This is a genomic window from Halomonas sp. BM-2019 (genome assembly GCF_017584085.1).
Window position 1 is genome coordinate 3,464,057 of the sequence record NZ_CP071922.1, and the last position, 385, is coordinate 3,464,441.

The following is a 385-nucleotide window of genomic DNA, read 5'->3' on the forward strand; positions in this document are numbered from 1 at the left end:
GCCAGGATCGCCGCTGCCGTCACCGGGGTGGCCGCCAGGTAGCGGGCCGGCAGGGTCAGCGCCTGTTCGGCCAGAGGGGCGGCGCGGTCGGCATCGCCCTGGTTGATGGCGAGCTGCGCCCGCAGGGTGGCGAACTCGGCGGCCAGGGCCTGCCAGTCAGGCGCCTCGAGCTGGGCCTCGATCCAGTCGATGGCCTGGCGGGTGCGCGCAAACTGGTACTGGGTGTGGCTGACCCAGCCGTGGATCAGGGTCAGCCGCGGCGAGGTCACCAGGCGCGGCTCGCCGAGTACCGCCAGCGCCCGGGCCAGCAGGGCGAAGTGGCCATTGGCCAGCAGGTAGGGGCCCTCCGTTTCGACCAGTGCCGCCAGCGCCTCGGGCTCCTCGG

Annotated in this window: 1 pseudogene; it reads right to left on the reverse strand. The window is 74.0% G+C overall.

The features are described from left to right. Nucleotides 1-385, reverse strand: a pseudogene (locus tag J5F18_RS17185) (HTH-type transcriptional regulator MalT); the annotation flags it as partial.